Source organism: Thermostichus sp. OS-CIW-32, assembly GCF_054060415.1.
Genome location: NZ_JBSSDD010000002.1, coordinates 242,618 through 267,375 on the forward strand (window position 1 = coordinate 242,618; position 24,758 = coordinate 267,375).

Consider the following 24,758-nt stretch of genomic DNA (forward strand, 5'->3'; position numbering starts at 1 on the left):
AGCGAGATGTTAACCTAGACTTAACCCAAGAGGTTAGTGCCACTCCCAAAGCCGATCTGCTCACCCTTGATGACAGGGCTCCATTTTTGCCAATTAAAGGGCTGACGTCGCCTGTGAGCTGGGATCGCTTTCCAGAGTTAGAGGGATCCCGGGTGGGGATGAGGCGCTATCTCAGGTATAAACCGACATGACTGGGAGAGTCCTCATGACTAAGCTTGTGATCCAAGGGAAAAACGTCGAGATTACCGACGCCATCCGCAGCTACGTTCAAGAAAAAATTGAGCGTGCTGTCAGTCATTTTGCCCAGATCACCAGTGAGGTTGATGTCAATCTATCGGTAGCCCGCAACCCCCGTATCAGTGCCAGCCAATCTGCCGAAGTGACCGTCTACGCCAATGGCACCGTGATCCGGGCGGAAGAAAGCAGCGAAAACCTCTATGCCAGCATCGACCGTGTGGCCGACAAGCTGGCCCGCAAGTTGCGCAAATACAAAGAACGGAACGGCATTCACCGCGTCCGCCACACCCCCAAAACCTCCGTGGCAGTGGCCCAGCAGCCCGTCACCGATCCGCTAAATACGGAACGGCAAGCGGAGTTACCCGCAGAGGTGGTGCGCACCAAATACTTCGCCATGCCACCCATGACGGTTCAGGAAGCGTTGCACCAGTTGGAGCTGGTGGATCACGACTTCTACGTTTTCCGCAATATCGAAAATGGCGAGATCAACGTTATCTACGTCCGCAACCATGGCGGCTATGGCCTGATCCGCCCCCGCTAAGGCTTGGTGAAGATGCGTGGTGAGCTCTCCTCCCAACTTACTTCTCCAGGATCCAGCGGCACTTTCTATCTGTTGCTACAGCTCACCGATTCTGCCCTGCCGATTGGGGCTTATTCCCACTCCTGGGGCTTGGAAGCTGCCGTTCAAGCGGGTCAACTTCGCGATCGGGCTGGGGTGCAGCAGTACCTGTTGGGGGTTTTGCACATGGGCTTAGCCCCCACCGAGGGCAGAGCCTGTGCCTTGGCCCATCGTCTATCCCGATTGGGATCCGAGTCGGGAGTGGAGAAGCTGCAGCAACAGCTGCAAGCAACCCGTTGGGCGGCAGAGCCGCGCCAAGCCAGCCTAGATTTGGGGAAACGCCTAGCTCAACTGGCAGAACGCACCTGGGGAATCTCTGTCCCCAAGGCAGAGGGGGATCCACTGCATCATTCCGTGGTGTTTGGCTGGATCTGCGCTCAGGCGGGCATTGGGTTGGAAGATACCCTGCGTGCCTTCTTGTTCTCCTCCCTCACTGGGCTGGTCTCGGCAGCGGTGCGTCTGGTACCTTTGGGGCATACCGAGGGGCAAAGCCTATTGGCTCAGTTGTACGAGCCCATCGAGGCAGTGGTACACCAAGAGATCCTGCCGGTTGTGAAGCGGGCCGAAAGGCCAAACCTCTCCCCCAGCTGGCCGGCTTTGGGCAGCTTCACCCTCCTACAAGAACGCGATTGTCAAGTCCACCAACAGCTCTATTCCCGCCTTTTTCAATCTTGAAAGCCGTCAACCCTCACCCCTAAACCCTTCTCCCAGAGGGAGAGGGGAGTTCAGCTAGAAATCGCAGGAGCCCCGCACTGTACCCGTAGGGTCAGTGCCGGGAGGAATGCGCTTTGATGAAGTACAATGAACTTATGAGCCAAGTCCTGACCATATCCTGCAAGCTCAAGGTGTCCCCGTCGCAAGCCGCCAAATTGGACGCGACTTTGGAGGCTTTTGGCCAAGCCTTGAATTGGGTCAACCAGAACACGCCGGAGAAGATCGTCAACGCGGTCAAACTGCAATCCCTTTGCTACTACGAGATTCGAGCCCGGTTTGGCTTGTCCAGTAACTTGGCTCAACAGGTGTGCAGACGGGTAGCGGGTTCCCGCAAAGTGGCTAAGCAGAAAAAGCGTCCCGTCAAGGAGTTTGAGAGCGGCTTTGTTACCTACGACGCCCGTATCTTTTCGTTCCGTCAAAAAGACTGGACGGTGTCGCTCACCACGGTGGAAGGGAGAGAACGCTTTGAACTGGCCATTGGCAACTACCAGCGTGGGATGCTGGCTGGCTCTAACCCCAAATCGGCCACCCTGGTCAAGCGCAAAGATGGCTCCTACTACATCCAGATTTGCGTAGAGAAAAAGCCACCCAAGCAACAAGATACCGACAAGGTGATCGGGGTGGACTTGGGAAGGACAGATATTGCCCATACGTCAGAGGGGGACAATTGGAATGGACAGCAGTTGAACAAAGTCCGCGACCACTACTCCCGGTTGAGGGCGGCACTCCAACGCAAAGCCAGTAAGGGCACACGCAGTTCGCGGCGCAGATGCCGTCAACTGTTGCAACGGCTGTCTGGCAAGGAGAGACGCTTTCAGTCGCGTCAGCGTTGCGTAGCAAAAACGTGGGTCAATCATCGCATCTCCAAAGTTATTGTCTCCAGGGCAAAAGCTACCAACAGCGCTATCGCCCTGGAAGACCTGACAGGGATCCGAGAAAGGGTCAATCAACAGCCGCGGAGCAAAGCCGAACGGCGCAGGGCCAACGGTTGGGCGTTTTATCAACTCCGTCATTTTCTGGAGTACAAGGCTCTGCGTGCAGGGGTTGCCTTGATTCTGGTACCGCCTGCCTACACGTCGCAGACCTGCCACCGGTGTTTGCACATTCATCCCGACCCTGCGCAATCCTACCGCAGTGGAAAGAAGTTTAAGTGTAGGCACTGTGGATGGGAAGGAGATGCGGATTTGAATGGTGCGAATGTGATTGCGCTTTTGGGGGCTGCCGTAAACCAGCCTAGAGGTCCGGGCTTGTTTTGTTCTCTGGTAGAGCAGAGCAGGCCCAGGGCTACTGAAAGCCCGCTCCGTACCGCTTAGCGGTCGGAGCCGGGTAGTTTACTTCTCCTCTGCTTCTCTTGGGCAAAGATGGGTTCGCGCGGCCAGAAGCGCATTGAAAAGCGAAAAGAAGGTGCCCTTACCAAAGAATTGGGTCTAAAGCCCTGCCGTACCGCTATGCAGCTCGCCTTGGCGGGCCTAGCACGGTGGCTTTTGTGCTACACCCTAACCGGCATCGATCAAATCGTTGGATCCCCAGCCAGGGGCAACCTGAGCCGCTCTGAGAATAAAGGCAGCCAGATTTCTCAGGGCTTCGTCGTCCATCCAGGAAGGGGGTACAGGTCGGCATCCATAGCTGGAATCCGAGCCATCGTAGCTGCGGGGATCCCGCTGGTACTCCATCAAGGCTTGAAGGGTATCTCGGGGTGGAGTGGCACCGCGCAAGTCCTTCAAAGAGAGGGAAATGTTGGGAGCCGGCAAAGTGGCACCGCCCACATGACAATTCAAACAGGCGGACTGAAAACGATTTTTGCCGTCCGTGAGCTGCTCTGGGGTAAAGGTGAGGGTATGCCCTGCGGCATCTAGAGGCAATTCCACAGGGCCACTCACCCGCAAATACTGGTTCACGTAAGGATCAATGCGGGCAGCCACCGGACTGGCCAGCCCCAGCCACAACAAAGCTAGGATCCCGACCCAGGCCCAGAGGCGAGACGGGATCCGCCATCTCATAGGCAACTTCTGATCCAGATGCGGCATTAGAGATAGGCTGATAGGTCGCTGTGGCTTTCGTTCTTGGTACCACCCCAGCCGGGAACGGTCTTGGCCTGCACCAGAATGTAGCCCGCAATCAGCTTCAGATCCTCGTCGGTGAGGTTGCGCAGACGTGGATACTCACTGGTGAGCTGGGTGTTGGGGTGATACTCCAACAGAGACTCCACCCCGTCATAGGTGACTGGATTCTTGATGTAATCCACAATCGCCAGCACATTATCCCGTGGGGGAGTTGCCCCCTCCAGATCCGAAAGCTTCAAGCTCACATCCGGGTTGGGATAGGTCTGGCCGCCCACATGGCACTGGGCGCATGCGGTGTTGAATAGCTTCTTCCCTTTGGCCAACTGGGCTTCGGTAAAGGTAATAGACTCAGTTGGCGACAGAGCCACTGCAGGAATATCCTTAGCTGCAAACACTGGAGCCAGACCCCAGCCAAACCCAGCCATCAACGCAGCCAACAGCAGGACAAGCAACCGACGACGCGCTGGCGCAAACACCTTCTGAACAGAAAAAGCTTTGCTAAACATGGTTCTCCGTAGATCAGCCTAGAAAGAGGAGAGGTGGGCTCCACTCCAGCCACAAACCCGACAACAGGATCAAGAATAGACCATTAAGAGATCATTTGCAGATGGGATCCGGGATAGTTTCCCAATGGTTCCATTTGCCTTTGGTGTTAAGTTTGATTACGGAGCTATGGCCTGTTGGGAGTCTGTTGGCCGAGAGCTGACTTGGCCACAGCCCAGTCGAGAGAACTGAGCAGGTAATGAGCAGGTAATATAGAGCTTGGCTTGCTTGCCCGGCAACCTCAGAGCAGGAGAATACGGCAGACTCCGTTCCAGGTTTTCCCCATGTCCTCTATCCGATTCCAGCCGTTGCGGGTGGCTTTCACCTGTGCGGATCCCAGTCAAGTGCAAATGCCCGTTGCCGATTTGCTGGCGGCCTTGCCGGCCTCACCGCTTCTGACCTACACAGACCCGGAAGCAGCGGACTTGCGGGTAGAGCTGTTGCCCGATGCCACTTATCACTTTTACCGGCGGGGGGAAGAGGTGGCTCTGGCGGCCTTCCGGATCCCGGTGAAGAAGCTACTGGCCCTGCCTCGCAAGCTGGTGCGGCTGTTGGAGCACGTGGCTGCTTTTGGTAATCTTTTGAACCTGCAACCTGCCAGCGATGCGCTGAGCAGCATCTTGGAAGTGGAATTTCTCCAACTGGAAACCCCGGCCAGCAGCTCTGCCCCTGCCGAAGTGAGCCCCCTGCCGCGGGATCCCCAGGGACAAGTGCAAATCCAAGCGGGCCGCAACCTGGCCATTGCCCTGAGGAACAGAGCCCCCACCCCGGTGTATGTCTACGTCACCGTCTTTGACGAGCGGCGGTACAGCGTGGATTTGGTTTACCCCTATCAACCGGATCTGCCCGCCCGTTTGCGCCCCAACGAGAGCCTACTGATTGGCTCTGGCCCCCGCTACTTGCTGCAGATGCAACTACCGGAAGGGATGGATGTAGCGGTGGATCGCTTCAAAGTTTGGGTCAGCGGTAGCAGCATGCAGCCGGGCATTATGGTAATGCCTCCCCTGGGGCAACGGCTGGAACCCCCCTCAGAGGATCCCTACGGGGCCGGATCCCGCCTGGATCGAGAAGTGAGGCTGGCCATTCTGGGCAAGGCAGGCAGCACTCCCATGCCGGCTTTTGCCGAGGATCCCTGGTGGTGTATGGAACAAGCCGTCCAGATTGTGGCCTGAGCCGATGCTCTGGGGTGCTTTTCAGATTTCTTAAAGGTGACTTTTCAGGATCTCCTCAAAGGTATCCTCAACCTCGTCAACGCTGATGACTGACAAATGATAGAGGGAAGATAGACTGGTTCTTACATCTTGGCTAACGTCGGTTAAAACCATGAAAGCTTGGTTTCTCTGAAGACCGAGGTCAGAAGCAATCTTGGAGTACTTCTGTACTTTGTCTTGGTACTCACCTGTCTTCGACTCCACCCAGTAGAATTGATCGTTAACATGAAAGAAAAGATCCATCTCAAAATCAGCTCCGTTCGACAAAGTGACTTGGGCATTTGTTATGTAAGAGAAATCAATCTTTCCAGTTTGACTTGTAGCAAGACAGATCAGCTTATCCCTGACGTATCTCTCTAGCCAGTTTCCTGAGAGAAAACTCAGTGCCTGGGGCGATCTACTGGGCCTTGCCACCAACAAGTACTTGGGTGCCCTAAAGTATCTGTACTCTTCCAAAAATGCGATTCCGTATAACTCTTTGGCGACTTGGCAAGTTGCGCTGATTACTTGTTGGGGCTCGTCTTTAAAGTTTATTGAGAAAGAGTTTCCGCTGTTCATATTTGATTTAATCATTCTATAGAATCTTTTGATCGAAGAGTATCGGCTGCCCATAAAGGCAGCTATTTGATCTAGCTTTTCCTCTTTTTCTCCCACAGCTATGCTTTTTATCCTTACGTTTTTTGAGTTTAAGAATGACTCTATCTTTGATATATCAACAGTAGCTACCCTATCCTTGTCTCTTGGCACTTTGTCTATTGATTCAGGCTCTGGTGGTTGATCAATAATCTGAGTGATCTGATCATTCTGGGAGTCCTGATCTGTAGTTTGAGATGTCTCTAATTCGCGAAAATTTCGAAGAGCAACTTGTAGGTGCTGATAAACATACTGAGTTTCTTTCAATAAGTTTTCCAGAAGAACTCGCTGGTTGCTTAGTTGCTTATCCTGCTCAGCTAGCTTTACAGATATGGTTCGTAGAAGGTCTCTACTCCAATCTTTTAGCAAGCTCTGACAGCTATCGACTAGGCGAAATTTAAACTCTTCAAGGTTAGCTTGGGAATCGTGTAACTTCTCAGAGATTATGTTCACCAATTCTTCGCTCAATTTGCTTAGCGCTTTGTTTGCTTCGTCAAGGACTTGGCTGTGTTGGCTTAACTGTGAAGATATCTCTCTGATAATCTCTCGTTTCCAGATCTCTAGTTTAGGGTTTGCCCTATACTGGCGAGCAACGTAAATACCTAACGAGAAACCAATAGCTACCCCAATCAATAAAACCAAAACGAAGTCTACCAAATGCCCCTGGCCCCCGCGCTGTTACTTTTCTTTCAAGTTGACTGGACTACCCGCTTGCCTCAACATGCTATAGGGAGATGAGCAAATTTTCAAGTAGAGGGCGGGCCTGCCCCTGACCCCTGAGAAGCTAGGCGCTGATGAGGGATCCCAGCCAGCCTTTCTGGAGAGCCTTCTGCGCGGGAGTCAGTTCAGGCAACACCTCCAACGTGTAGACATCGGGCCGAGGGGGATCCAACGGGATCCAAAAGTGTTTCAACTGATCGGCTTGAAAAACACTCAAACAAATGACCTGGTGGGGCTGATAGGCTGTCAATCGTTCTGCCAAGTTGGCAGCGTTCACCCTGAACCCATCCAGGGCCACCAGCTCATCGCCGGCCCAGATGCCTGCTTTTTGCGCCGGGGATCCCATCTCCACTGCGCTGATGCGATTGCCCTCGCCGTTGAAATTGAGGCCCAGGTATGGGATGGGGTTGGGGCGGCTGAAGTGGGCTTTAAGGGTGAGGCCAAGGGGGTGTAGGTAAGTGTTGTAGTCTAGCTCTTCCGTGCCTTCCACATAGGCTGCGAAAAACCGGCCAAGATCGGCACCGGCTGCCCGCTCAAACGCCTCCCGCAAGTCTTGGTCGCTGTAGCCCTTCTCTGACCGACCAAAGCGCTGCCACAGATCCTGCAAAGCCGTATCCAGGGATCCCTGACCGCCGGAAAGGTGGCGAATGTGCAGATCCAGCAGCCAACAGACCAAAGCCCCCTTTAAGTAATAAGAAACCTGGCTGTTGAGGGTGTTTTCGTGGGGGCGGTAGAGTTTGATCCAGGTATCGAAGCTGGACTCCCGCAGCGATTGCACAGCCCGGCCCGGAGTACGCTGCAAGCGGCCAATCTGTTCGGAAAGAACTTTTAAAAAATCGCCGGCACTGAGGATCCCTGCCCTCAACAAGATGACATTTTCGTAGTAGCTGGTCGCCCCCTCACAAAACCACAGACATTCCAGATAATTTTCTTGGTTGTAATCGATCTTTTCCAATGCCAGCGGACGCAGACGCTTGACATTCCAGGCATGAAACAACTCGTGGGCCAGCAAAGACAAAAAGCGCCGATAGGACTCCGGCTGATGCAGCTCTAGCCCAGAGTAAAGAAGGGTGGTGCTGTACTTGTGCTCAAGGCCACCAAATCCTCCCGGCGACAAATGCACGATAAACCAGTAACGGTCATAGGGTAGCCCACCAAAAAATGCGGCTGTGGTTTCGACAATGGCCTTGGCATCGGCAACGGCCCGATCGACATCCAGAGTGCCCGACCCCCAAACCACAAGGTAATGCGGGATCCCTTCCACCTCAAACGATTGCACTCGATGTGGACCCACCTCCACCGGGCTATCCACCAGCTCGTCGTAGTCTTCCGCCACAAAAGACTGGCCGGAAGTGGGATCCTCAGAAGGAGAGGTCAAGGGCCGCAAACTGGTGGCGATGTGCCAATCCGGCTTGGGGGGGATCACCGTCAAAGTGTAGGGTTCCCGCTCGCGACCGGGCACGTAGAGAAACAGCGCTGCCCCGTTGAAATAGGCGTGGGTCAAATCCAGATGGTTTGTGCGCACCGTCAGCTCATAGGCATAGACCCGGTAGCACACCTTCACGGCAGAACAGCCCGGCGGATCGATCTGCCAGGTGTTCTTGTCCACCTTCCGCCAGGCCAAAGGGATCCCTTGCTCGGTTGCCGCCTGAAACTCCTGCACATGACGGGCATACTCCCGCACCAAGTAGGATCCCGGCGTCCACACCGGCAGTCGCAGCCGCAAAGGCACCTCTGGATCCACCTCTTGGATCTGCAGTTCCACCTCCAGCAGGTGATTGGCCGGATCCGGCATCCGCACTGTGAAATGCTGGCGGCTCAGCCGAGAAGGCTCAGCAACAACAGCCTCCGGGCTCCCCATAGATAGATAGAATGTTCCAACCCACTCCACTCTCTACCGCCAAGGGCCGACGCAACCCCCAGCGACAATGGCTCTTATCCTAACCCCTGCTTTCGGTTGGGGATCCCTTTCTGGGGCAAAAACGAGACTCAAAAATGTAGCACGTGCTACAAAGATGCCTGGGCAGAACCTTCTACTTTAGGGTAAATCTTGGTATCATCATCGATTCTGAAGTCAAGGGGTTGCAACCTAGCCTAATGCTTCTAGATTGATCTTAATAGGTTGATCTTAGGTATAAACTGACCTTAAAAGGTTAATGAGTATGGCGGTGGCCGTAGCGGAAAAATCTCTGATCACAGCCTTCAAGCAATTGGGAGGCCCTCACCATCCTCCGGTTATCGAAACGTTTGAGCGCGGGAAGACCATTTTTTTTCCAGGGGATCCGGCGGAGCGGGTTTACTTTTTGGTAAAGGGAGCGGTTAAGCTCTCGCGGGTCTACGAAATGGGGGAGGAAATCACCGTCGCCCTCCTACGCGAAAACAGCATCTTCGGCGTGCTCTCCTTTATCACGGGACAGCGCTCCGACCGCTTTTATCACTCGGTGGCTTTTACGCCTACCGAGTTACTCTCTCTACCGATCGAGCAGGTGGAAAAATCCTTGCAGGAGAACGCCGAACTGGCCATGTTGCTGGTTAAAAGCCTGTCGTCCCGCATTTTGCAAACGGAGATGATGATCGAGACGCTGGCTCATCGCGACATGGGATCCCGTCTGGTCAGCTTTTTGTTGATTCTCTGTCGCGATTTCGGGGTGCCTGGCCCGGATGGGGTCACCATCGATCTCAAGCTGTCTCACCAGGCCATTGCCGAGGCCATTGGCTCAACCCGCGTCACCATCACCCGCCTGTTGGGAGAGCTGCGCAAGAAGAAGTACATCTCCATTCACAAGAAGAAGATCACCGTACACGACCCGATGCGGCTGAGCCATCGCTTTGCCTAGAAGGAAGAGGAGAACACTTCCTGAGCAGCACCTTGCCCAGGCAAACCCCGCTCGACGGCTGGTTGAAGCTCTGGCCGGCCTATGTTCAATCTACTGCTGCAGCCTTGAAGAATCTCTGTGCCCGAAGGACAGACTTAAAGTTTTCTGGAAGCTGACCGGATCGCGGGCAAGAATCTACTAGTCTATGGGGGGATCTGGCTTTGGCCAGAGCTATCTAGCCAATTGCTGAGGTGTAACTGTGGAAACGGCCATCGAGTGGATTACCGCCCATGAGATCCTCGACTCGCGAGGGCGTCCCACCCTAGAAGCCCTGGTGGGTCTAGCCAATGGAGCAACGGGCTTGGCGCAGGTTCCCAGCGGTGCCTCGACCGGTACCTTCGAGGCCCATGAGCTGCGGGACGGGGATCCCAAACGCTACGGCGGTAAGGGTGTGCTGAGGGCGGTGGAAAACATCCTTGGCCCCATCCAGTCGGAGCTGCAGGGAGAAGATGCCCTCAACCAAGCCCGTATTGACCAGTTGCTGATCGACCTGGACGGCACCCCCAACAAGTCCCGCCTGGGGGCCAACGCTATTTTGGCAGTTTCTCTGGCGACAGCCAAAGCGGCTGCGGAAGCAGTGGGCTTGCCTCTTTACAAATACCTGGGGGGGCCCTTTGCCAACCTGCTGCCGGTGCCGCTGATGAACGTGCTCAACGGCGGCGCCCACGCCGACAACAACGTCGATATTCAAGAATTTATGCTTGTGCCCATTGGAGCGGCCAGCTTTCGCGAGGCGCTGCGCTACGGGGCTGAGGTGTTTGCGGTACTAAAACAAGTGCTGCAGCAGAAGGGGCTGTCCACCGGTGTGGGGGATGAAGGGGGGTTTGCTCCTGATCTCGACTCCAATGCGGCGGCTTTGGATCTGCTGATGACGGCTATTGAACAGGCAGGCTACAAACCGGGAGCAGATATCGCCTTGGCCTTGGATGTGGCCGCCAACGAGCTGCTGCAGGATGGGCAATATCACTTTGAGGGCAAAGCCCACAGCGCGGCTGATATGGTGGCTTACTACCAGCAACTGCTGGCCAACTATCCCATCCTTTCCATTGAAGATGGGCTAGCGGAAGAAGACTGGGCCGGTTGGCAAGCCATGACCGCTCAACTGGGATCCCGGGTACAGCTGGTGGGAGATGACCTGTTTGTAACCAACCTGACCCGCCTGCAAAAGGGTATCGACAGCGCCGCCGCCAACGCCATTTTGATCAAGCCCAACCAAATCGGCACCCTGACGGAGACCGTCTCGGCCATCCAATTGGCAGTTCAAGCCGGCTTTCGCACCATCATCAGCCACCGCTCTGGCGAGACGGAAGACACCACCATTGCCGACTTGGCGGTGGCCACCCGTGCCGGGCAGATCAAAACCGGATCCCTCTGCCGCAGCGAGCGCATTGCCAAGTACAACCAACTGCTGCGCATCGAAGACGAGCTGGGGGAAGCGGCAGTTTATGCCGGTCGGGTGGGCCTGGGTCCTAGAGCTCGCTAACTTCCCGTTCCGTCCCAGGGGATCCCTAGCACCTGCACCAAAAAGGCCCAGCGGTCGGCAGCTTCCTCAATCAGCTTGCTGGTGGGCTTGCCGGCCCCGTGCCCTGCCTTGGTGTCGATGCGGATAAGGATGGGCTGGGATCCCCCCTGGGCTGCCTGCAGGGCAGCGGCAAACTTGAAGCTGTGGGCGGGCACCACCCGGTCGTCGTGATCTGCGGTGGTGATCAGGGTGGCGGGATAGGCAGTGCCGGGCTTGAGGTTGTGCAGAGGGGAATAGGCGTAGAGGGCCTTGAATTCCTCCGGGTTCTCCGGGGATCCGTACTCGGAGATCCAGGCCCAGCCGATGGTGAACTTATGAAAGCGCAGCATGTCGAACACCCCCACTGCCGGCAGGGCCGCTGCAAACAGCTCCGGCCTCTGAACCAGGCAGGCCCCCACCAGCAGGCCGCCGTTGCTGCCGCCGGAGATGGCCAACTTGGCGGGGTTGGTGTAGCCATGGGCTATCAGCCACTCAGCAGCGGCAATAAAGTCGTCGAACACCTTTTGCTTGTTGAGCTTGGTGCCCGCCTGGTGCCACTCTTCTCCGTACTCGCCGCCGCCGCGCAAACTTGGCTGGGCGTAAACCCCTCCCATTTCCAGCCAGGCCACCAGACCCACTGAAAAGCTGGGGGTAAGTGAGATGCCAAAGCCACCGTAGCCATACAGCAGGGTGGGGTGATCCCCTGTCCGAGCCAGGCCGCGGCGGTGGACAAGAAACATGGGGATGCGGGTGCCATCTTTGCTGGTGTAGAACACCTGCTGCACCTCGTAGGCCTGGGGATCGAAATCCACCTGGGGCTGACGGAACAGGGTGCTGGTGCCGCTGGTGAAATCGTAGCGGTAGATGGTGGGCGGGGTAGTGAAGCTGGTAAAGGTGTAGAAGGTCTCGGTGTCGTAGCGCTTGCCGCCAAAGCCGCTGGCAGATCCCAGCCCGGGCAGCGGGATTTCTCCTAGGTAGGTGCCGTCTAAAGCAAAGGTCTTGATCTGGGTGTGGGCGTCTTTGAGGTAGAAGGCCACAAACTGATTGTTGATCAAGCTAACCCCCTGCAGGGTCTCCTCCGCCTCAGGGATCACCTCCTGCACCCGGTCAGGCTGCTCCAAGTCGATGGCCACCAGTCGCCGCCGAGGAGCTTGGCAGTCCGTCAACAGCCAAAAGCGGGATCCGTCGTTGCCCACGAAGCTGTATTCGGCCTCAAACTCGCGGATGAGCTCTACTACAGGAGACTGGGGATCCCGCAAGTCTTTGTAGAAGATGAGGTTTTTGGGATCCGTGCCCCGCCAGACGGAGATGATTAGGTAATTCCCATCTTCAGTAACCCCGCCGGCAAAGCCCCACTCTTTTTGGTCGGGGCGGTGATAGACCAAAACATCTTCTGACTGGGAGGTGCCCAGGCGGTGGTAGTAGAGCTTCTGGAAGTAGTTGGCGCTTTCGTATTCGCTGCCCGGGGCTGGTTCGTCGTAGCGGCTGTAGAAAAATCCTTGCCCATCCAGCGTCCAGCTCGCCCCGGAAAACTTGACCCAGCGGAGGTGATCCGGCAAATCCTCGCCGGTTTCGATGTCCCGCACCTTCCATTCTTGCCAGTCGGAGCCGGAGCGGGAGAGACCATAGGCCAGATACCGCCCATCACGGCTGATGGCAATGCCCGCTAGAGCCACCGTACCGTCTTCGGAGAAGGTGTTGGGATCCAGCAAGACCCTGGCCTCAGCCTCCAGGCTTTCTTGGGTATAGAGAACACTTTGGTTTTGCAGGCCGTCGTTCTTGAAATAGAAGTAGCGGTTGCCCTCTTTGAAGGGCTGGCTGTATCTTTCGTAGTTCCACAACTGCGTCAGGCGCTCCAGCAGCCGTTGCCGTGCCGGGATTTGTCTCAGGTAGTCGAAGGTGAGTTGGTTTTGTGCTTCGATCCAGGCCCGCGTCTGCTCTGAGTCCAGATCCTCCAGCCAGCGGTAGGGATCCGGTACCGCCTGCCCGTGGTAGATGTCGACAACGGTGGGATCCGGATAGCTGGGCGGGTAGTTGAGCATGAGACCTAAGCGCTAGAGACCCATTCCACTATGGCAGAGGAGAAGCCAAAAACCCACTCTCCGGCCTTTGCCAGGCATGCTCGCTATAGTGGAAGCCGAGTTGCGGGATAGATTCTGTGTTGCAGGCTTCTCCTTTCTTCCAGGCCGGGCGGATGGGCGCCTATCCCCTGGGCTCAGGCTGCTATCACTTCTCGGTGTGGGCGCCCTTGGTTGAGCAGGTGGAGCTGAAGCTGCTCAGCCCTGTCCAACGTTGCTTTACTCTAGTGCGGGATGAGCAGGGCTATTGGCAGGCAGAGGTGGACGGGATCCCGCCTGGGCCGGTGGACTATCTCTACCGTCTGCACACCCAGGCAGGGGTAGTGGAGCGGCCGGATCCCGCTTCCCGCTGCCAGCCCTACGGCGTCCACGGCCCTTCGCGGGTGGTGGATCCCCACTTCGACTGGCAGGATCAGGGGTGGAAGGGGATCCCCCTGTCTCAGTGGATCCTCTACGAGCTGCATGTGGGCACCTTTACCCCTGAGGGCACCTTTGCTGCTCTGATCCCTCGCCTGCCGGAATTGGTAGAGTTGGGGGTGAATGTGCTGGAGCTGATGCCGGTGGCCCAGTTTCCAGGAGAGCGCAACTGGGGCTACGACGGCGTCTACCCCTACGCGGTGCAGACCAGCTATGGAGGAGCGGCAGGCTTCAAAGCCCTAGTCAATGCCTGCCACCAACTGGGTTTGGCCGTCATCTTGGACGTGGTCTACAACCACCTGGGGCCGGAGGGGAACTACCTGCGGGATTTTGGCCCCTACTTCACCGACAAGTACCACACCCCTTGGGGGGATGCCCTCAACTTCGACGACTGCTATTCTGACGGCGTGCGAGAGTTTTTCCTACAAAACGCCGAGTACTGGCTAGAGGAATTTCACCTGGATGGGCTGCGCCTGGATGCCGTTCACGCCATCTACGACTTCAGCGCCTACCCCTTCTTGCAGGAATTGGCAGAGCAGGTGGATGCCCTAGAAGCTCGCACTGGCCGGCCCAGGGTTCTCATTGCCGAAAGCGACCTCAACGATGTCCGCCTCATCACCCCCCGAGAGCAAGGGGGCTACGGGCTAGATGCCCAGTGGTGCGATGACTTCCACCACTCACTTCACACCCTGCTTACCGGGGAAAAGACAGGCTACTACCAGGACTTTGGCGAATTGGAGCACCTGGCCAAGGCTTACCGGGAGAGCTACGTTTATTCTGGCCAGTACTCCTGCTACCGCGCCAGGCGTCACGGCAACTCCGCTGTTGGGCGACCGGGATCCCAATTTGTTGTCTGCATTCAAAACCACGACCAGGTGGGCAACCGCAGGCTGGGAGAGCGCCTTAGCCAGCTCACCTCTTTCGAGGGCCTCAAATTGGCTGCCGCTGCCCTGCTGCTAGCTCCCATGCTGCCGCTGCTATTTATGGGGGAAGAGTATGGGGAAGTGGCGCCATTTCTGTATTTTGTCAGCCACGGGGATCCCGACCTGGTGGAAGCGGTGCGCCAAGGACGCCGCCGCGAGTTCAGCGCCTTTGCCTGGCAGGGAGAGCCGCCGGATCCCCAAGCTGAAGAGACTTTCTTGCGCTCCAAGCTGAATTGGGAGTTGAAAAAGGCCGGTCACCACCAGGTTCTCTGGAAGTGGTACCAGACCCTGATCCGGCTGCGCAAAACCCAACCGGCTCTCCAGCATCTGGAGCGGGACGGGGTGGAAGTGGAGCTCTTTTCCAACTCTGGCCTAGCTCTGCACCGCCGCCAGGGATCCCAGGCTTTGCTTGCCCTTTTCAATTTCAGCCCCGATCAGCCAGTCACCTATACCCAATGGCCCAGCGGCACCTGGGAAAAACTTTTGGACAGCCGTGAGACCCAGTGGTTGGGCAAGGGATCCTCTCTGCCCGCCGGAAGCCAAGGAGATCTTGTGGAGGTACCGCCCTATGGGGTGGCGGTGTACGGTCAGAACCCCTAAAAGAGGTAATCCCGGCCGCAGCCGTAGCGCCAAGCCTCGCGGCGCCGTCTCCAGAAGTAGTCCTGGGGGTTGGTTTCCGGCTCCGGGCGATCTGTTAGCCTTTGCAGCAGCTCGAAGAGGCCAAGGGCGCCAAAGTGGCCCGCCCATGCCACCAGCTCCGGCAACCCCAACCGAGGCAAAAGTCTGGCCACCAACCGAGGATCCCGACGCGTCACCCCCCACAGGGCCTGGGCCAAGCCGCCAAACTGCACCACATCCTGCAAAAAGGGCTGCACCACCTGGGGGCCAGCGGCAACCATGGCCGCAAACACCCTGCTCAACAGGCGGTTAATGCTATTGGGATCCCAACTTTTGTTCTGCAGAGGGGGAATCATGGCCTTCTGAAATAGCCAGGTCACGGCCAAGTTGGGCTGGTAGGGTTGCAGCAGGGCCAGGGCTGCCTGGTTCAACTGCCGTTGCGCCAGGGCCTCGTGGATCCCCTGCTGTAGGCGATCCAGGTGGCGCAACATGGCGCCAAAGCCGCCAAAGCTTAGAGGCGACTGGCTGCCACTGCTATCCCCCACCGCCAATAGGCGATCCCAGGGCAGTTGCAGCGGGCTGCGGCGGTAGGCGGGGAAAACGCCACATAGCTTGCGCACCCAGCGGATCTGGGCCAGCTCCACCCCCTGGTAGGCTGGCAGCAGCCGGCAGTAATCCCGCCAGAGCTGCTCTAGACTAGGCCGCCGGGGATCCCGGTCGCAGTAGGTAAAAAGATAGGTGGTGCGCCCATCGCGGGCAGGGAAAGCTTCCCAAAAGGGCTGGTAGCCGTTCTGGGCTGGGGTAAAGCTGTAGAAGAGATCTCCCGTGGGTTGGTCGGGCAGCCCCTGGGCACAGGATCCCACCACCAGACAGACGCTATCTGGCGGCTGCCCTTGGCGAGCCTGGGCCGCGATGGGCGAGCGGTGCCCCATGGCATCCACCAGCAGTTGAGCACGGATCTGTCCCTTGGTGGTCTGGAGGCAGATCCCATCGGGGTGAACGGTGGCACTTTGAAAGGCAGTCTGCTCCCACACTTGGCCCCCCCAGGCCAGGAAATGCTGCTTGAGGAACTCCAGGAGGCTGACTGGATCCACGCCCACATTCAGCACTCCCTCCACCCACCAGTGGGGGCCCTCCCCAAAGCCAATCCGCCCCCTCGGGTAGTGGGTAACCTGGACTGCCTCCCACTCGGGCGGGGTAAGCAGCTCCAGCTCTAACAACACCTGCAGCTCCTGGTGTGAGGTGTTCCACTCCTGCTCCCGCCCCCGCAGGATCCCGCGCTCCAGCAGGATCACCCGCCAGCCCCGCTTGGCCAAAGCCGCTGCCAAGAAGATCCCCAGGGTGCCACCGGCAATGACAACATCCACCTCCCAGCTGCCCAAGCTCTGGGAAGCCTGCTGCACGACTGTCGGCGGTAACTCCCTCCGCCTCTGCCGCAGGGATCCCCACCAGGCATCCGAGGCGGGCAAGGCTTCCGGCGGGGGGACAACTTCAGCCATCGGCAGGAGCATGACTCTAGTCAATAATAAGCTCAACTATACTGAAAGTAATGTATAATATGTTCAGTACGGATTACTACCAGTTGATCTTTCTGTTTACTTTCGAGTCTGCCAACATGGTAGCCAAAGCAAAGCAGAAAATTGGTAGTAAGACGACACGGAAACTGCGCTTTGGGTATTCTACTCAAAGCTTTGCGGGATACCGCCATTCTGGTTGGAAACAAACAGAATGCTATCGCTGCGTAGTTGAACAGTGATGTTCAGCAGTGTTCAGCGTAAATGTATCAGGAACCCACAAGACCATCCTCTTCACCCTAAATCAAGCCCCGACTTTTGAGGCGACGGTGGAGCAAAAGCAGCGTATCCACCTCGCCGACATTGCCCGGAAACAACACCACCGGCAGGTTGGGAAAGCGGGGATGATCGGACGGGGTGATCACCATCGAGATCCCTGGGTAAATTTGCCCCAGCAGACGCACCGCCGGCAAGTTGAGGCCAACGCTGAGGGTGTCGTTGGAGGTGATGCCGCCCTTGCTGATGAGATAGCCGATCCCTTCTGGCAGCCCCTGCACCACACCCATCAACAACCGCGAAACCTTCTGCCCAAAAGCTAGGCGCATTTCTACGGCGTCCTTTTCGAACGTCAGTTCCTCTCGGCTGGTGTAGACCACCGGCGTCAGACCCTGCTCATAGGCGCTGTGAACTTGGGCCAGGATCCCTGGCAGCAGCTCGGCCGCTCCCCCCGGCTCCAACAGGCGTTTTACCTCCACCTCAATGCCCTGGATCCCTGGCTCCTGCAGAAGGCGGGCCAACTGCTGGCTGGACTTTTGCACATGGGATCCCACGATCACCACCCCCGGTTGAGAGGAGCGAACAAACTGCCCCATCTGTTCCGGGGGAACGGGTTGTGGCGGCAATTGGGCCAGAGCCGTCAAGAGGCTGGCGGCACTGCGAAACAAAAAGCGTTTGCCTTGAGAGGCTGCCGCCAAAACATCTTGGGCAAACCGATCCAGATCCGCTTGAGTTTCTCCATCCACTACACAGCAGACATTCCCCTCCAGACTCAAAAGCCGCTCCAGACAGCCGGCGCGAATCTGCTCTAGGGTCAATCGCTCCACTTGCTCAGCCCGGATCCGCCCCTGGGTTTTCTCCTGCACATAGTCCGGCAAATAGCTGTGGTGGTAGCCAAACACCGCATCCCGAGCAAACTCCGTCTCATGCACCGGCACCCAGCGCTCCCCCACCCGTAGGTAGTGGACACTGTTGCGGGTGATGCGCCCTCCCTCAAAAAAGGCCGGCACCAGAAAATGGGCATCAAAAGGCCCCAGCTCCGCTGCCATCACATCGGTTTCCAAGGGGTAGTGCCCCCGCAGCGTCGAGTCGGAGCGGCTAACAAAAAGGGCCCGCTCCCACCCCAGCTCCCCCATGGCCTGCTTGAGGGCCCGGCAGACCGACCGCGTCACCTCTTCGGCCTTGGCCGGCGGCAGGGATCGGGTGTTGGTGAGGATAAAGCGAATTGGCGAGCTATCCTGCAACCCCAGCTTCAAAGTCTGCGGATCCCAGCGGGTGAGGAGCAAGCAACTGTGAACGGTTTGGGATCCGGTGGGATCATCGTCCAACACAACGATAGGGGGGAGAGCCATGAGACCGTCTCAATCGACAAAGCAACCCGAGAACTCCAGACAGACGAATCCCCCTCAAAGGGCAACCGCTGTTCTCATCTTCGCCTAAGTTGGCCGTCTTCTCTGCCCTTATTCCAGGCGAAGTTTGCCATGATTGAGATCAACTGGCTCTGTTGAATCCAAAACGACTGCAGACATTTCCCCCCTGCCCACATTCATGGGAGAAAGCCATGGGGCAAGCCGAGCTGCAACTTCACATCAAACGGGTACAGCAGGACGTGCTGCGCATGGGGGCGCTGGTGGAAAAGTCGGTGGTCTTGGCCCAGCAGGCCCTGTTTGAACAGAACTTGGCCGCCGCCGAACAGGTGATCGCCCAAGACAAGCAAATTGACCGTTTTTATCGTCAAATCGAGAAAGACTGTATTAATTTGATTGCCTTGCGCTCCCCGGTGGCGCGGGATCTGCGCTGGATCAGTACCCTGATGCAACTGGTACGCGATCTGGAGCGGATTGGCGACTACGCCAAAGATTTGGCCGAAGTGGCCCTGCGCTTGGTCATGTACCCGCCGCCCCCGGAGCTGGGTCGTATTCGCGTGATGATGCAGCGCTGCCAGAAAATGCTCAGCCACAGCCTGGTGGCCCTGACAGAATTGGACGCCGACCTGGGCCGACAACTGAAGCGGGAAGACGACGCCGTTGATGAAGATTACACCAACCTTTACAATACGTTGGCGCAGCAGTCTGACATTCGCGGATCGGTCGAGCCTATTCTATTGATGTTGCTGGCGATCCGTTACCTGGAGCGTCTGGCCGACCACAGCACCAACATCGGTCAGCGGGTAGCTTTTATCGTCACCGGCCAGCGTGACTAACGCCAACGGGTTGGGTCTTGTGATGTCTTAACCCCTCTTCTTCTCTCCTCTTTTGCCAATACCCAAAATGGACTTCTCTCGAATTTTTCAGCATTTTCTCTCTCAGCCTCCCGATCAATTGACCGACAAAGATACTCTTCTTGCCCTCTTGCAGTCCGCCGATCCAGAAGCGCCGGAAATGCTGGAGATTGCCCTCGATGGCCTGGTGCGGGCTGGGTTTCTGGAACGATCCGGGGATCCCCCTCGCTATCGGCGCAAGCCGGACGAATCTTTGGTGGTGGGGCGTTTGCGCTGTTCCAGCAAAGGCTTCTGCTTCGCCATTCGGGACGAGCCGGGGGTAGAGGATGTGTACATCCACGGCAGCAACCTCAGCGGCGCTTGGAATGGGGATCAGGTGTTGGCGCGGGTCACCAAAGATGGCAACCGTCGCCGCAGCCCTGAGGGAGAGGTGGTGGCCGTTGTGGAGCGGGCCAATTCTGCCCTAGTGGGTCGCCTCAAACAGACGGAACAGGGTTTTCGGGTTGTGCCCTTGGATGACCGGCTGCTGTTCGAGCTGGCCCTGACGGAGGGATCCCCTGTCGAGCTGGCGGAAGGTCGGGTGGCCTATGTGGAGGTGAATCGCTACCCGCTGGGGGATCTGCCCCCAACCGGAACCATTCGCAAAATTTTGGGCGACGGCCCAGAGGCCTCCATCGATGCAGATTTGGTCTGTTGCAAGTACGACCTACCGCAGGAGTTTCCCGCTCCAGTGTTGGAGGCAGCAGCAGCTCTGCCCAAAAAGCTCAGCCGCTCTGACCAAAAGGGCCGCCGCGATCTGCGCGACTGGTTTTGCATCACTCTGGAGCCTTTGGATCTGCAGCATCCCCACGGCTTGGAACCCAACGTGGCCGTCTCCCTACAACGGCAGGAGGATAACCACTGGCTGCTGGGGATCCACATTGCTGACGTGGCCCATTGGCTGGATCCCGACCACCCCTTGGAGCAAGAGGCTCAGCAGCGGACGGCCACCGTCTACCTCGATACGATGGTGCTGCCTCTCTTTCCGCCGGAGGTGCACAACCGCCTGGCTCTGTTGCCACAGCAGGAGCGCTTGGCCTATTCACTGCTAGTGACCCTCGACCCAGAAGGGGTGGTACAAAACTTCGAGATTTACCCCAGCCTGGTGCAATCGCGGGCTCACCTGTCCTATGGTCAGGTGCAGGCTCTTTTGGCCACCACCGCCGACTTGGGCCCCGACGAAGACGTGCCGGAGTTGATGGCCCTGCTGCAAAACCTGCTGCGCCTTAGCCAGATCCTACGGGCCAAACGTCACCAGGCGGGGGGATTTGACCTGCCCCTGTTGGATTTGCTCACTCCCCACTCTGCCGATGAAAGCGGCTACGGCCCCCTCTTGATCAGCGATCGCCTCGGCGCCCATGCCCTGATGACGGAAATTCTCCTGCTGGCCAACCAAATCCTGGGCCACCATTTGCGCCAGTTGGGGATCCCTTCTTTGGCCCGCGTGCAGCCTGCCCCTGCCGCCGAGGCCCTGCAGAGCTTTTTGCGCCTGGCCAATGCCATGAAGCTGGATCTGAATTTGCAAGATCCCGCTGTCGTAACTCTGGCGGACTGGCAGCGGATTTGTGCCCGCATCACCGCTCCCGATGTGTTGGCCTCTGGCGCGAGCCCGGCCTTGGTGGCGCAGATGCTGGCCACCTTGCCCCCGGTCGAGTATCGTCTCCAGCCTCTGGAAGAGCAACTCGGCCATTTTGGGTTGGGCCTCAAAGAACCCTACGCCACCTTTACGGCCCCCTTGCGCCGCTATGCCGACTTGCTCAATTTGCGTGCCCTGCACCTGGCCCTGAGCAAAGGACGCGAGCGCCGCAGCTCTCGCTCCAAAACCGTGGTGGATCTGCACGGCCCCAGCGGCTACGGCCAAATCGACTGGCAGGTGTTGCCGCCCAAGGTGCAGGAGGAATGGCAGGCGTTTCTCCAGGCGCAACTGCCCAAAATTCAGGAGGGGTACCGGATCCGGCAGCAGGCGGAGCGGGAGCTGATGGGCCTGAAGCGCTCTGAGTTCATGCAAAAGCACCTGGGAGAGGTGTTCCCCGGCCTGATCATCGGCGTCCAGAACTACGGCTTTTTTGTCCAGGTGGATCCCATCTTGGCGGAAGGCTTGGTGCGGGTCAGCACCCTGAAAAACGATTGGTACGAGTACCGCAGTCGCCAGCAGGCGCTGGTGGGACGCAAGAGTCGGCGCCAGTTTCGCCTGGGGGATCGGGTGGAGGTGCAGATTAAGAACGTGGATTACTACCGCCAACAAATTGACCTGGCGGTAATCGGGGAAGGCCGTCCCTACGAAGAAGAAGAATAAGGCGGGGATCCCTCCATGGATCGCAGCTGGAGAGGACGGTTGTTGCGAACTCTGGCTCTGGCAAAATAGGCGATACCTAGATCAGGAAGATCCTACCGGAGCTTCCGGCACCCAGCTCTACTGCCCCGAAAGAGTCCAGGGTGCTCCCTGTGTCTGTATTGCCTTCCTATACTGAGTAGCAAAGCTCTGCCGAACTCCTATGCAGCCCACCAATCCCAACCAATTTACCGAAAAAGCTTGGAGCGCCATTGTCCAATCCCAAGATGTGGCCCGGCGGCACCAGCAGCAACAGTTGGAAACCGAGCATTTGCTGATCTCCCTTCTGGATCAAGAGGGGGGGCTCACCCAAACCCTCCTGCAACGGGCAGGTATCGATCCGAGGCTGGTGCGGGATAAAGTGGAAAGCTTCATCAACCAGCAGCCCAAGTTGGCGCGGGTGGATCAGCTCTACTTGGGTCGCGGCCTGGAAACCACCCTGGATCGGGCCGAGGAGTTTCGCAAAGAGTACGGCGATGATTTCATCTCGGTGGAGCACTTGTTTTTGGGATCCCTGCAAGATGAGCGGGTGGGCAAGCGGGTCTTGGCACCCCTGGGCCTGACGGTAGAGCGCCTCAAACCGGTCATCAAAGAGGTGCGAGGCAAACAGCGGGTCACCGACAAAAACCCCGAATCCCGCTACGAAGCCCTGGAGCGCTATGGCCGCGATCTCACCCAGGCGGCCCGCGAAGGGAAGCTGGACCCGGTGATCGGGCGAGATGACGAGATCCGCCGCGTCATTCAGGTGCTCTCCCGCCGCACCAAAAACAACCCCGTCCTCATCGGCGAACCCGGCGTGGGGAAAACAGCCATTGTGGAGGGCCTAGCCCAGCGCATCAACCGGGGAGATGTGCCGGAGTCTCTGAAAAACCGGCGAGTCATTGCTCTGGACATGGGCGCTCTCATTGCCGGGGCCAAGTACCGCGGGGAATTTGAAGACCGCCTCAAAGCTGTGCTCAAAGAGGTCACTGAATCCGAAGGCCAGATCATCCTCTTCATCGACGAGTTGCACACCGTTGTCGGCGCCGGGGCCGGCGAAGGGGCCATGGATGCCGGCAACTTGCTCAAACCCATGCTGGCGCGGGGCGAGTTGCGCTGTATCGGCGCCACCACCCTGGATGAATACCGCAAGCACATCGAAAAAGATGCGGCCCTAGAACGCCGCTTTCAGCCGGTGTATGTGGATCAGCCTTCGGTGGAAGATACCATCTCCATCCTGCGCGGCCTCAAAGAGCGCTACGAGCTGCACCACGGGGTGAAAATCAGCGACTCCGCCTTGGTGGCAGCAGCAGTGCTCTCCAACCGCTACATCTCCGAGCGCTTCCTGCCCGACAAAGCCATCGACCTGGTGGACGAGGCGGCGGCCAAGCTGAAGATGGAGATCACCTCCAAGCCCGTCGAGCTGGACGAGATCGACCGGCGCATCATGCAACTGCAGATGGAGGAGCTCTCCCTGAAAAAAGAAGATGATGCTGCCTCTAGAGATCGCCTCAGCAAAATTGAGCAGGAGCTGGCCAACCTGACGGAGCGACAACGGGAGTTGAATGCTCGCTGGCAATTTGAAAAAGAGGCTATCGAACGCCTGCAAAGCCTTAAAGCCGAGCGGGACGCCGTCAAGCTTCAAATCGAACAGGCTGAACAAAAATATGACCTCAACCGCGCTGCCGAGCTCAAGTACGGCAAGCTGATGGAATTGGAGCGGCAAATCCAAGAGCAGGAGGCTCACCTGGCCAAGCTGCAGACCAACGGCGAGCCGCTGCTGCGGGAGCAAGTGACTCCTGAAGATATCGCTGAGATCGTCTCCCGCTGGACCGGGATCCCAGTCACCAGCCTGATGGAGTCGGAAAAGCAGAAGCTGCTGCGCCTGGAAGCCCATTTGCACCAGCGGGTGGTGGGCCAAGACGAGGCGGTAGCCGCCGTAGCGGCAGCCATTCGGCGCGCCCGGGCCGGCATGAAGGATCCCAATCGCCCCATCGGCTCTTTCCTGTTCATGGGGCCCACTGGCGTGGGGAAAACCGAGCTGGCCCGTGCTTTGGCGGAGTTCCTCTTCGACACTTCCGAGGCGATGGTGCGCATCGACATGTCCGAGTACATGGAGAAGCACTCGGTCTCTCGTCTAATCGGAGCTCCTCCAGGCTACGTGGGCTACGAAGAAGGCGGGCAGCTCTCCGAGGCGGTGCGGCGACGCCCCTACTCGGTGGTGCTGTTTGACGAGGTGGAAAAAGCCCACCCGGATGTCTTCAACATCCTGCTGCAGGTGCTGGACGATGGCCGCATCACCGACTCCCAAGGGCGGACGGTGGACTTCAAAAACACCATCATCATCATGACCAGCAACATCGGCAGCGACCTCATCCTGGAAATTGGGGCCGATGAAAGCCGCTACGAGGAGATGAAAACTCAGGTGCTGGCCATGCTGCGGCACCACTTCCGACCGGAGTTCCTCAACCGGGTGGACGAGCTGATCATCTTCCACGCCCTCACCAAAGAGCAAATTCGCCAGATTGTCGGCCTGCAAATGCAGCGGGTGGAAAAGCTGCTGGCAGATCAGCAAATCGAGATCCTGCTCACCGAAGAAGCCAAGGACTACCTGGCAGAGGTGGGCTACGACCCCGTGTTCGGGGCCCGTCCCCTGAAGCGGGTGATCCAGCGGGAGATCGAAAATCCCATTGCCACCAAGCTGCTGGAAAACGAGTTCCTACCCGGCGACCGCATTTTGGTGGATGTAGCCAACGAGCGGTTGATCTTCCGCAAGATCGGCTCTCAGCCCAGCCAAGAGCCGCCGGCGGCTGTGGCCGTCAGCTAAGTCGGGGTCCTTCCGTCAAAGCGTAATCACTTGGTCAGGTGGGTTGTCCTTCAAGGCCTCGTAGAGGTCAGGGAAACAGCCCACCTGCACTCCTTTGACGACGTTTTTGGGAACGCACCGAGCTGGCTCTCTGCGCCCGCGTCCTTGAGCGTCGCACCAGCGGGGTTCCCCTTCGGCTAGGTTGCGCTCCAGAGCGCACATGTCACACATCATCAGCAGGATGTTTTGCTCTTGGGCAACTTTGGCCAAGCGCTCGCCAATGGGATCCCCCTGCCGCAAAACAAAGCAGTTGTCGTCGAAAAAGAACATGCCCACCACCTGCGCTCCATGCACCCCTGCTTCTAGCTGGGGCAGGATCATCTGGCCCAACTTATAGGTGCCGCAGCGAGGGTGAGTGAACACGTAGGCAACTTTCAT

Annotated in this window: 18 protein-coding genes and 1 pseudogene; 11 read left to right on the forward strand and 8 right to left on the reverse strand. The window is 57.8% G+C overall.

Going from position 1 to position 24,758, the window contains the following annotated elements; all coding sequences use genetic code 11:
- The first annotated feature begins 205 nt into the window (after positions 1–205).
- From hpf to ACVWY8_RS03750, 3 genes are all read left to right on the forward strand, one after another.
- Complete coding sequence (hpf, locus tag ACVWY8_RS03740; RefSeq protein WP_011434101.1) at positions 206–778, forward strand: ribosome hibernation-promoting factor, HPF/YfiA family; 573 nt, start codon at positions 206–208, stop codon at positions 776–778.
- Positions 779–790: 12 nt separating this feature from the next.
- Positions 791–1,531, forward strand: coding sequence for an urease accessory protein UreF (locus tag ACVWY8_RS03745; RefSeq protein ID WP_148202769.1), 741 nt, complete (start codon positions 791–793; stop codon positions 1,529–1,531).
- A 134-nt stretch (positions 1,532–1,665) separates the two neighbouring features.
- The gene (locus ACVWY8_RS03750) at positions 1,666–2,883 is read left to right on the forward strand and encodes an RNA-guided endonuclease InsQ/TnpB family protein (RefSeq protein ID WP_457396822.1); all 1,218 of its coding nucleotides are present in this window, start codon (positions 1,666–1,668) and stop codon (positions 2,881–2,883) included.
- A gap of 183 nt (positions 2,884–3,066) precedes the next feature.
- Here the strand turns inward: ACVWY8_RS03750 and psbV2 are convergent, their stop codons facing one another.
- A complete protein-coding gene (psbV2, locus tag ACVWY8_RS03755; RefSeq protein WP_414380910.1) occupies positions 3,067–3,570 on the reverse strand; it encodes a photosystem II cytochrome PsbV2 in 504 nt (167 codons plus the stop codon).
- Positions 3,571–3,596: 26 nt separating this feature from the next.
- The gene (gene psbV, locus ACVWY8_RS03760; protein WP_457393015.1) at positions 3,597–4,139 is read right to left on the reverse strand and encodes a photosystem II cytochrome c-550; all 543 of its coding nucleotides are present in this window, start codon (positions 4,137–4,139) and stop codon (positions 3,597–3,599) included.
- 321 nt (positions 4,140–4,460) lie between these two features.
- Here psbV and ACVWY8_RS03765 point away from each other — a divergent pair, with 321 nt between their 5' ends.
- Positions 4,461–5,348: a hypothetical protein gene (locus ACVWY8_RS03765; RefSeq protein ID WP_457387551.1), complete on the forward strand. Its 888-nt coding sequence runs from the start codon at positions 4,461–4,463 to the stop codon at positions 5,346–5,348.
- A 30-nt stretch (positions 5,349–5,378) separates the two neighbouring features.
- Here ACVWY8_RS03765 and ACVWY8_RS03770 read toward each other — a convergent pair whose 3' ends face one another.
- Together ACVWY8_RS03770 and ACVWY8_RS03775 are read right to left on the reverse strand one after the other, a co-directional pair.
- The gene (locus tag ACVWY8_RS03770) at positions 5,379–6,662 is read right to left on the reverse strand and encodes a hypothetical protein (protein ID WP_457396824.1); all 1,284 of its coding nucleotides are present in this window, start codon (positions 6,660–6,662) and stop codon (positions 5,379–5,381) included.
- 142 nt (positions 6,663–6,804) lie between these two features.
- Positions 6,805–8,601, reverse strand: coding sequence for a M61 family metallopeptidase (locus ACVWY8_RS03775; RefSeq protein ID WP_457393011.1), 1,797 nt, complete (start codon positions 8,599–8,601; stop codon positions 6,805–6,807).
- Positions 8,602–8,902: 301 nt separating this feature from the next.
- Here ACVWY8_RS03775 and ntcA point away from each other — a divergent pair, with 301 nt between their 5' ends.
- Entirely contained in the window at positions 8,903–9,577 is a 675-nt protein-coding gene (gene ntcA, locus ACVWY8_RS03780) for a global nitrogen regulator NtcA (protein ID WP_011434093.1), read from the forward strand.
- A gap of 238 nt (positions 9,578–9,815) precedes the next feature.
- Positions 9,816–11,099, forward strand: coding sequence for a phosphopyruvate hydratase (gene eno, locus ACVWY8_RS03785; protein ID WP_011434092.1), 1,284 nt, complete (start codon positions 9,816–9,818; stop codon positions 11,097–11,099).
- Here eno and ACVWY8_RS03790 read toward each other — a convergent pair.
- Positions 11,096–13,159 (reverse strand): prolyl oligopeptidase family serine peptidase, encoded by a 2,064-nt coding sequence (locus ACVWY8_RS03790; protein ID WP_457393009.1) that lies wholly within the window; start codon positions 13,157–13,159, stop codon positions 11,096–11,098. The two genes, eno and ACVWY8_RS03790, sit on opposite strands and share 4 nt — an antisense overlap.
- 152 nt (positions 13,160–13,311) lie before the next feature.
- Here ACVWY8_RS03790 and treZ point away from each other — a divergent pair, with 152 nt between their 5' ends.
- Positions 13,312–15,135, forward strand: coding sequence for a malto-oligosyltrehalose trehalohydrolase (gene treZ / locus ACVWY8_RS03795; RefSeq protein WP_457393316.1), 1,824 nt, complete (start codon positions 13,312–13,314; stop codon positions 15,133–15,135).
- On the opposite strand, the gene ACVWY8_RS03800 is transcribed toward treZ, so the two are convergent.
- Positions 15,132–16,652, reverse strand: a complete 1,521-nt coding sequence (locus ACVWY8_RS03800; protein ID WP_457393007.1) for an NAD(P)/FAD-dependent oxidoreductase — start codon at positions 16,650–16,652, stop codon at positions 15,132–15,134. The two genes, treZ and ACVWY8_RS03800, sit on opposite strands and share 4 nt — an antisense overlap.
- 62 nt (positions 16,653–16,714) lie before the next feature.
- On the opposite strand from ACVWY8_RS03800, the pseudogene ACVWY8_RS03805 reads away from it, so the two are divergent.
- Positions 16,715–16,898 (forward strand): annotated as a pseudogene (locus tag ACVWY8_RS03805) (hypothetical protein); the annotation flags it as partial.
- A gap of 68 nt (positions 16,899–16,966) precedes the next feature.
- Here ACVWY8_RS03805 and ACVWY8_RS03810 read toward each other — a convergent pair.
- Positions 16,967–18,295, reverse strand: coding sequence for a four-carbon acid sugar kinase family protein (locus ACVWY8_RS03810; RefSeq protein WP_457393005.1), 1,329 nt, complete (start codon positions 18,293–18,295; stop codon positions 16,967–16,969).
- A gap of 209 nt (positions 18,296–18,504) precedes the next feature.
- Between ACVWY8_RS03810 and phoU the strand changes: the two genes are divergently transcribed.
- The 3 genes from phoU to clpB all read left to right on the forward strand — a co-directional run bounded on the left by phoU (position 18,505) and on the right by clpB (position 24,341).
- Positions 18,505–19,146: a phosphate signaling complex protein PhoU gene (gene phoU / locus ACVWY8_RS03815; RefSeq protein ID WP_414350183.1), complete on the forward strand. Its 642-nt coding sequence runs from the start codon at positions 18,505–18,507 to the stop codon at positions 19,144–19,146.
- A 67-nt stretch (positions 19,147–19,213) separates the two neighbouring features.
- Entirely contained in the window at positions 19,214–21,499 is a 2,286-nt protein-coding gene (locus ACVWY8_RS03820) for a ribonuclease R family protein (protein WP_457393003.1), read from the forward strand.
- Positions 21,500–21,698: 199 nt separating this feature from the next.
- The gene (gene clpB, locus ACVWY8_RS03825; protein WP_414331635.1) at positions 21,699–24,341 is read left to right on the forward strand and encodes an ATP-dependent chaperone ClpB; all 2,643 of its coding nucleotides are present in this window, start codon (positions 21,699–21,701) and stop codon (positions 24,339–24,341) included.
- Between the two features lie 15 nt (positions 24,342–24,356).
- On the opposite strand, the gene ACVWY8_RS03830 is transcribed toward clpB, so the two are convergent.
- Positions 24,357–24,758 (reverse strand): SaoD/DsrE family protein, encoded by a 402-nt coding sequence (locus tag ACVWY8_RS03830; protein WP_414331634.1) that lies wholly within the window; start codon positions 24,756–24,758, stop codon positions 24,357–24,359.